Annotated in this window: 6 protein-coding genes and 1 riboswitch; of the genes, 5 read left to right on the top strand and 1 reads right to left on the bottom strand. The window is 71.4% G+C overall.

Annotation, left to right across the window (positions count from 1 at the left end):
- Positions 1-78: 78 nt before the first annotated feature.
- Complete coding sequence (locus tag AB0915_RS37450; protein WP_366695640.1) at positions 79-1,020, bottom strand: hypothetical protein; 942 nt, start codon at positions 1,018-1,020, stop codon at positions 79-81.
- 368 nt (positions 1,021-1,388) lie between these two features.
- Between AB0915_RS37450 and AB0915_RS37445 the strand changes: the two genes are divergently transcribed.
- The 5 genes from AB0915_RS37445 to AB0915_RS37425 all read left to right on the top strand — a co-directional run.
- On the top strand, positions 1,389-2,618 hold the full coding sequence (locus tag AB0915_RS37445) for a beta-ketoacyl-[acyl-carrier-protein] synthase family protein (protein WP_366695638.1): 1,230 nt from the start codon (positions 1,389-1,391) through the stop codon (positions 2,616-2,618).
- Between the two features lie 75 nt (positions 2,619-2,693).
- Entirely contained in the window at positions 2,694-4,556 is a 1,863-nt protein-coding gene (locus tag AB0915_RS37440; protein WP_366695636.1) for an acyl-CoA dehydrogenase, read from the top strand.
- Positions 4,557-4,841: 285 nt separating this feature from the next.
- Positions 4,842-5,102 (top strand): acyl carrier protein, encoded by a 261-nt coding sequence (locus AB0915_RS37435; RefSeq protein WP_366695634.1) that lies wholly within the window; start codon positions 4,842-4,844, stop codon positions 5,100-5,102.
- Entirely contained in the window at positions 5,099-6,322 is a 1,224-nt protein-coding gene (locus AB0915_RS37430) for a beta-ketoacyl-[acyl-carrier-protein] synthase family protein (protein WP_366695632.1), read from the top strand. Before AB0915_RS37435 ends, AB0915_RS37430 begins: the two co-directional genes overlap by 4 nt.
- Before the next feature lie 63 nt (positions 6,323-6,385).
- Positions 6,386-6,574: riboswitch (cobalamin riboswitch) on the top strand.
- 62 nt (positions 6,575-6,636) lie between these two features.
- The coding region (locus tag AB0915_RS37425) for an ABC transporter substrate-binding protein (protein ID WP_366695630.1) at positions 6,637-7,279 on the top strand (643 nt) is incomplete at its 3' end.

Here is a 7,279-nt window from a genome sequence, read left to right as displayed (position 1 = left end):
GCACAGCGCGAGCCGGGCCAGGTGGCCGGACGAGGTCAGCGCACGCAGCGCCGCCGCCGTCGCGCCGGGGTGACACCTTCACCCGCGGACACGGCAGACGGCACCGGCCGCCGGCTGCGACACCGAGTCCGGAAGACTGTCCAGATAGAACGCGCGGAACACCCACAGCGCCAGGCCCAGCACCGCACCGCCCACCGCGATCGCGAGGGCCGCCGTGACCAGCGCACGGCGTCGGCGCACCGCGAGCAGCACCCCGCCCGCGGCGAGCACCAGGGTCACCACCGGAAGCCAGAACCCGGCCAGTTGCAGCAGCCGGAACCCCTTCTTGGCCTTGCCGATCGCGTCGGACGTCAGCACGGTGAAGTCGGTGTGGATCTCGGGGATCTTCGCGGCGATCGTCAGCCCGTGATCGACCAGGAGCTGCTTCACCCGGTCGATCACCGGGGCGAGATCGATGACAACCGTGTCGTTGGTCAGCTTCACGGCCCCGCCCCCACTGCCGGTCAGCGCCTTGACGGCCGCCGCGTGGGCGTCGCGATTGAGGGCGACCCACACCTTCTCGAAGGCGTCCGAGGTCACGAACTTCTCCACGGTCCCGTGCACGAAGTTCGTGAGGCCCGTGGTCAGCGGGCCGCTCAGCCGTCCCAGCGCCTTGTCGAGGACCGGCCGGTCCGCCGGGGCCACCTCGGCGAGCAGCGCATGGACATCCAGATGTGTCATCACGGCATCGGTGACCCGGTTCGCCAGCGCTGCCTGCACGTCGGGGTCCGACGCCAGCGGCTTCATCATCGCCACATAGCGGTCGGTGTCGCTGACATCGTTCTTGGCCCAGACGGCGACGGCGCTCAGCGGTGTGAGGACGGCGGTGACGAGGATCAGCAGCACGGCGAAGACCGAGCGGATCCGGGGCCGGGACCGCACGGGCGTGCGCGCCTCCAGCTGCGTCACTCGCGCGCGCAGTGAGTCCAGTTCGTCGTTGGCTGAGTGAGGCTGTGACTCGTCGTGGTCCGGTGATGCCATGACCCCAGGGGATGCCCTGCGCGTCCGGGCAGCACGGCGAGTTGCTCCGTACAGGTGAGCCGGGGGCGCGTGCCGGGCGTGAGCCGTTCGTGCTCGCGGGCTCCGCGCGCCCCCGTTCGGCCCAGTGAGCGCATCCTCGTTGGGGTGACGGCCGTTCGCCAGCCGGTGGGTCTGATCGGTTGCGGGGGCCGGAGCAGCGGGTGCCGAGGGGATACGTACTCGACGGCGGCGCGCAACCGGATACGGGGGGCGGGTACGGGGCAGCGGAATCACCGCCGTCGGGCGCGGTCCGGCCTGGGCTTCCGCCGTACTTCGCCGGCCAGGAGCCCGCACGGACCACGCACAGTGCGCGACGGAAGGAATGGCACATGACGCAGGCTGACACCGGGGTCGCGGTGACGGGAGTGGGGCTGGTGACCCCCGCGGGCGCCGATGAACACGCCTTCTGGGCGGGACTGTGCGCGGGACACTCCGTGGCGCGGCGCTGTGACGAACTGGCCGGTCTGTCGGTCGACTTCGCCTGTCCGGTCGACGGACTCGACCTGGACGCGGCAGTGGGCGGGCGCTCGGCGTGGCGGATGGCACGGTTTGTGAAACTGGCCCTGATCGCCGCTCGGCAGGCCGTCGCGGACGCCGGACTCTCCCCGGCTGACTGGGACGGGAGCAGGGTCGGTGTGGTGCTCGGCGTCGGTGTGGGCGGTGTCTCCGTTCTCGTCGACAACCTTCGCAAGTTCGACGGCGCAGGACCTGAGGCCGTCTCCCCGCTGCTGGTGCCGATGATGATCCCGAACGCGGCGGCCGGGGAGCTCGCCATCGCGCTGCGCGCCCAGGGGCCCAGCCTGGCGCCCGCCACCGCCTGCGCGTCCGGGGCGACCGCGATCGCCGTCGCCCGTGACCTGCTGACGAGGGGCCGATGCGATGTGGTCGTGGCGGGAGGTGCGGAGTCCGCGCTGACCCCGCTCGTGGTGGCGGCCTTCGCGAAGATGGGGGCGCTCTCCACCCGTACCGGCGACCCGGCGGGCGCGTCGCGACCGTTCGCCACGGACCGGGACGGGTTCGTCATCGGGGAGGGTGCCGCCGTGCTCGTGCTGGAGCGGACCGCTGATGCGTGCGCCCGCGGCGGACATCCGCGTGCTTTGCTGACCGGAGTGGGTTCCAGTACGGATGCCCACCACCCCACGGCCCCGACACCCGACGGGGGCGGTGCACAGCGGGCGGTGGAGGCGGCGCTGCACGAGGCGGGCTGGGCGCCCCGCGAGGTCGACCACATCAACGCGCACGGCACATCCACTCCGTTGAACGACGCGATGGAGACCGCGCTCATCTCCCGGCTCTTCCCGCACCGGCCCTCCGTCACCGCTCCGAAGGGCGTGGTCGGACACACCCTCGCCGCATCCGGGGCGATCGAGGCGGTGGCGACCGTACTGACCCTGGAGCAGGGCATCGTGCCGCCGATCGCCAACCTGGATGCGGTGCCGGACGGGTTCGCGCTCGACTGCGTGACCAAGGAGCCGCGTCGGCAGTCCGTCGAGCGCGCCGTCAGCCACTCCTTCGGCTTCGGCGGACACAACGTCGCTCTCGCCTTCCAGCGTGTCTGACCGGTCGGACCGCCCGAAGGTCCCGGTGGGAGCGGCGAGGTGTGTCCTCGCCGTTCCTTCATCGTTCTCCTGTTCATGACCGCAACGATCGACAGCACCACCGTCCACGGCACTGCCGACCTGTTGAGAGGCGTGATCTTCGGGGTCAACTTTCTTCAGGAGCACGGCCCCTGGCGTCGGCTGATCTCTACGGAACCGTTCCGCCGCCCGGCCGGCCGCAGTCCCGACGAGCGTCTTGCCCTGACGTACGAACGGCTGAGGATCCTCAACAGCGCGCTCGACAGCGCAGCAGGGCCCGCCGCCGACCCACGCGCCCTGGCCGCCCTGCACGAGTGGCTCGGCCCGGTCGATCCGGCGCTCACCACCGTTGCGGGCATTCACTACAACCTCTTCCTCGGCAGCCTCCTCGATCACGCCGGCGACAACCGCCGTGACCTGTCGGACTTCCTCCGGTTGCGGCGCATCGGCACCTTCCTCTGTACGGAGGTGGCGCACGGCAATGACGCGGTGGCCATGGAGACCACGGCGACGTACGACCGCGCACGCGACGGGTTCGTGCTGCACACCCCGCACGCCGGGGCACAGAAGTTCATGCCCAACACCAGTCCGGCCGGCGGCCCCAAGACCGGGCTGGTTGCGGCGCGCCTGCTCGCCGACGGCGCCGACCACGGCGTCTTTCTCTTCCTGGTGCCGCTCACCGACGACACGCACGCTCTCCCGGGGGTGCGCGTCCGCAGGTTGCCGGCGCGCCTGGGCAGCCCCGTCGACCACTGTCTGACCTCCTTCGACCGGGTCTTCGTGGGGCGTGACGCCCTGCTCGGCGGTGAGCACGGACGGATCGGCGACGACGGGGAGTTCAGCAGCGCTCTGCCCAATCGCAGGCGTCGCTTCCTCACCTCGATCGCACGCGTCACGGTCGGCAAGATTTCCATGAGCGCCTGCGCGGTCGGCTCCGCGCGCGCGACGCTCGCCGTCGCCGTGCGCTATGGGGGCCATCGGCACATCTCCGGGCCGCGCGCCACGGAACGGGTGCGGGTGCTCGCCCACCGCAGCCATCACGGCCCGCTCGCCGACGCCATGGCCACGGTGTTCGCGATGAGCCTGCTGCACCGCAGGGCCCTCGACCGCTGGGAGGAACAGCTCGGGACCGGTACGGAGACGGGACGGGCCGAGGCGGAGCGGCTGGTCGCCGTCGCGAAGGGGTGGATCACCTGGCAGGCCCGCGCCGTTGTCGTCGAGTGCCGCGAACGATGCGGAGCACAGGCGCTGTTGGAGAACAACGGCATGACCGAACTGATCACCGGCGTGGAGGCGGTGATCACCGCCGAGGGCGACAACCTGGCCATCCACGCCAAGGCCGCCGCGGAAATGCTCTTCGCCGCCTCACCGGCCGTGGACGGCGGCACCTCGGACCGGGCGACCGGAGAGCTCGCCGACCCCCGGTTCCTGGAGTGGCTGCATGCGCAGGTGGAGGTCATCTGGTTCGCCCGCGCCAGGGAGCGGATGAGCAGCGCACCGCACGGTGATCCGCTGGCGCGGTGGAACGCGGCGTCCGGGCCCGCCCTGCGGGGCGTCGAGGCGCACGCCCGCCGACAGGCGGCCGAGGCGTACGCGGAGGCGGTCGCAGAAATGCCCGAAGGCCCTGGCCGCGAGAGGCTGGCCGAACTGGAGCGGCTGTTCGCTCTCCAGTGGGTGGCACGCAACAGTGGCGATCTGCTCGCCGCCGGTCATCTGACCACTGATCAGGTCAACGCCCTGCCGGACGCTGTCGAGCAGCTCATCGCCGCCGTCGCCGGACATCTGCCCATCCTGATCGAGTCCTTCGCCCTGCCGGACGAGGTGTTCGCGAACTGGCCCATCGCGGGCGCCGACTACGTCGATGCATACGACGATCCGGAGGCGTCCTGGCACACCACCGAGGCGCAGGGGGAGCGGTGAAGGCTTCGGACGAGCGCACCGCCGGGCAGCTGTGCCGGGTACGGGACGCGGTCGGGGCCCTCGGAGTCCGGGCCGTTCTGCTGGCGTACTGGGGCACCAGATCCGTCCTTTCCCGGCGCTGTGCGAAGCCATGGGTGATCGTTGGCGAATCGGTTCGCCGCAAGGCGTAACCGGCAGATCGGGAGTCAGTTACTTCGGCGTCGGGACCGTGCGTTCCGCCGTCCCGGGAATCGGCAGAACCTGCATGAACTGCGCGACCTGCACGACCTAGCGAAGAGGAAGATCATGAGCGCGATTCACCCCCAGATCACCGACGTTCTCACGAACACCTTCAAGGTGCCCGCCGCCGAGATCCTCCCGGGTTCCACGATGGACAGCCTGGAGATGGACTCCCTCGCCGTCGCCGAGTTCGCCGTCATCATCAAGGAGACGCTGGGGGTCGAGGCCGACTCCGACAAGCTCCACCAGGGCGCCACCCTCGCCGACATCACGACGTTCATCGATGCCGTGGTGAACGGCAACCCCGCGATGAGCGACGCCCGATGAACAGGCCTGCCGTCGCCGTCACCGGCCTGGGGATGATCACCCCGGTCGGCAACGACACCGACGCCACCTGGGAGGGGGTGTGCGCCGGGGTTTCACCGGCCCGCACCGTCCCCGAGCTCGAAGGCTGCGCGATCGACTTCGCGTGCACGGTCTCCGGCATCGATCTGGACGAAGCGGTCGGCGGCCGTGCGGCCTTCCGGATGGGGAGGTACGTCAAGTTCGCCGTCCTCGCCGCACGGGAAGCGGTCGCGGACGCCGGACTGGACCCGGCCGACTGGGACGGCAGCCGGGTCGCCGTGGTCGTCGGCACCAGCAGCGGAGGCTCCGCGGGCCTGACCGAACAGGCCGTCGCCCTCGACCGGCGCGGACCCGGGGCCACCTCGCCGGCGGGGATCCTCCTCACCATTCCGAACATGCCCGCGGCGGAGATCGCCATCCGGATGGGGGCGACCGGTCCCAGCCTGGCGCCGTGCACCGCCTGTTCGTCCGGGGTCACCGCGCTCTCCGTCGCCCGGGACCTGCTGGTCACCGGGCAGTGCGACCTCGCGATCGCCGGAGCCACCGAGTCGATCGTCTTCCCGGTCGCCATGACCGGGTTCGCGCGGTCCGGGGCCGCGGCCACGAGGGACGGCGACCCGGCCCGCCTCTGCCGGCCGTTCGCGGCCGATCGTGCCGGTCTGGTCATGGGCGAGGGCTCCGCAGTCATGGTGCTGGAACGGGCGGACGACGCACGGGCCCGGGCAGCGGTCCCGCGGGCGCTGCTCGCCGGGACGGGCGCCACCACCGACGCCCACCATCCCACCAGTCCGCACCCGTCCGGCGCCGTCGCCCGGGCCGCGGTCGAGGCCGCGCTGCGCGACGCGGACTGGGCGGCCGCGGACGTCGAACACGTCAACGCGCACGGCACGTCGACACCGCTGGGCGACGCCACCGAAGCCGCTCTCATCAGCCGGGCCTACCCGCACCGGCCACCCGTCACCGCCCCCAAGGGGGTACTGGGCCACTGCATGGGGGCTGCCGGAGCCATCGAGGCGGGGCTGACGATTCTCACGCTGCAGCGCGGGGTCGTACCGCCGATCGCCAACCTGGACGCCCCGGCGCCCGAGTTCGACATCGACTGCGTCACCGAACAGCCCCGACTCCGGCCCGTCCGGCGCGCCGTGAGCCACTCCTTCGGGTTCGGCGGCCACAACGCCGTCGTCGCCCTCCAGAGTCCGTAGGCACGGGGCGGTACGGCCGGGGCTTGGCCCCACCGCACCGCCGACGAGCCGCGCGGAGCAGCGTGATAGCTTGCCAAAGCCAGTCAAACTCCACGTAGGGGTCAGGGAATCCGGTGCGAATCCGGAGCTGACGCGCAGCGGTGAGGGGGACGGGCGGGGCCACGGCCACTGGGACATCCACGGGTGTCCTGGGAAGGCGTCCCGCCCGAAGGAACCCGAGTCCGAAGACCTGCTGGCACCTGTCGCCCGATACCGGGCGACAGCACTCCGTACAGCGGGCTCCGCGCATGGGCCCTGAGACGCAGAGGGACTCCGTGCCGTCCATAGCCAGCCCCGCCCGCGCTGCCGCCCTGCCCTTGGCGGCACTCCTCCTGCTGACCGCGTGCGGCGGAGGGACCGACAACTCCACGGCCAAGTCGGCCGGTGGCGAGGGCTATCCGGTGACGCTCAGGAACTGCGGCCGCACCGTCACCGTCGAAGCCGCCCCGCACCATGCCGTCTCCGTCGACCAGGGATCGACGGAGATCCTGCTCTCCCTCGGCCTCGCCGACCGGCTGGCGGCGACAGCCACCTGGACCGACCCGGTGATGAAGGGGCTGGAGAAGGCCAACGCGAAGGTGCCACGCCTCTCGGAGAACCGGCCGTCGTCGGAGAAGGTCCTCGACCAGGAACCCGACTTCGTCAGCGCCTCGTTCGAATCGACCCTCGCCAAGGGCGGCGTCGCCCCCCGCGAACAGTTCGAGGAGCTCGGTGTTCCCACCTACGTGTCGCCCGCCGACTGCACCGGCAAGGACAACAGCGGCAGCGGCGACGGAGCGCGTACCGAAGCGCTGACCATGGACAGCGTCTACGGCGAAGTGCGCGACCTGGGCCCCGCAGACCGTCACCGAGGTGCTCTGCCCCGGATCCCAGAACGACATCTCGGTCTCCGGGAACCTGCTGTTCCTGTCCACCGAC

The organism is Streptomyces sp. NPDC048411 (assembly GCF_040704695.1).
GTDB lineage: Bacteria > Actinomycetota > Actinomycetes > Streptomycetales > Streptomycetaceae > Streptomyces.
This window is presented reverse-complemented; position numbering and strand designations above follow the sequence as displayed.

Coding starts and splice junctions, on each gene's coding strand:
- AB0915_RS37450 (WP_366695640.1), bottom strand. CDS start 1,020: ATGGCATCACCGGACCACGACGAGTCACAGCCTCACTCAGCCAACGAC.
- AB0915_RS37445 (WP_366695638.1), top strand. CDS start 1,389: ATGACGCAGGCTGACACCGGGGTCGCGGTGACGGGAGTGGGGCTGGTG.
- AB0915_RS37440 (WP_366695636.1), top strand. CDS start 2,694: ATGACCGCAACGATCGACAGCACCACCGTCCACGGCACTGCCGACCTG.
- AB0915_RS37435 (WP_366695634.1), top strand. CDS start 4,842: ATGAGCGCGATTCACCCCCAGATCACCGACGTTCTCACGAACACCTTC.
- AB0915_RS37430 (WP_366695632.1), top strand. CDS start 5,099: ATGAACAGGCCTGCCGTCGCCGTCACCGGCCTGGGGATGATCACCCCG.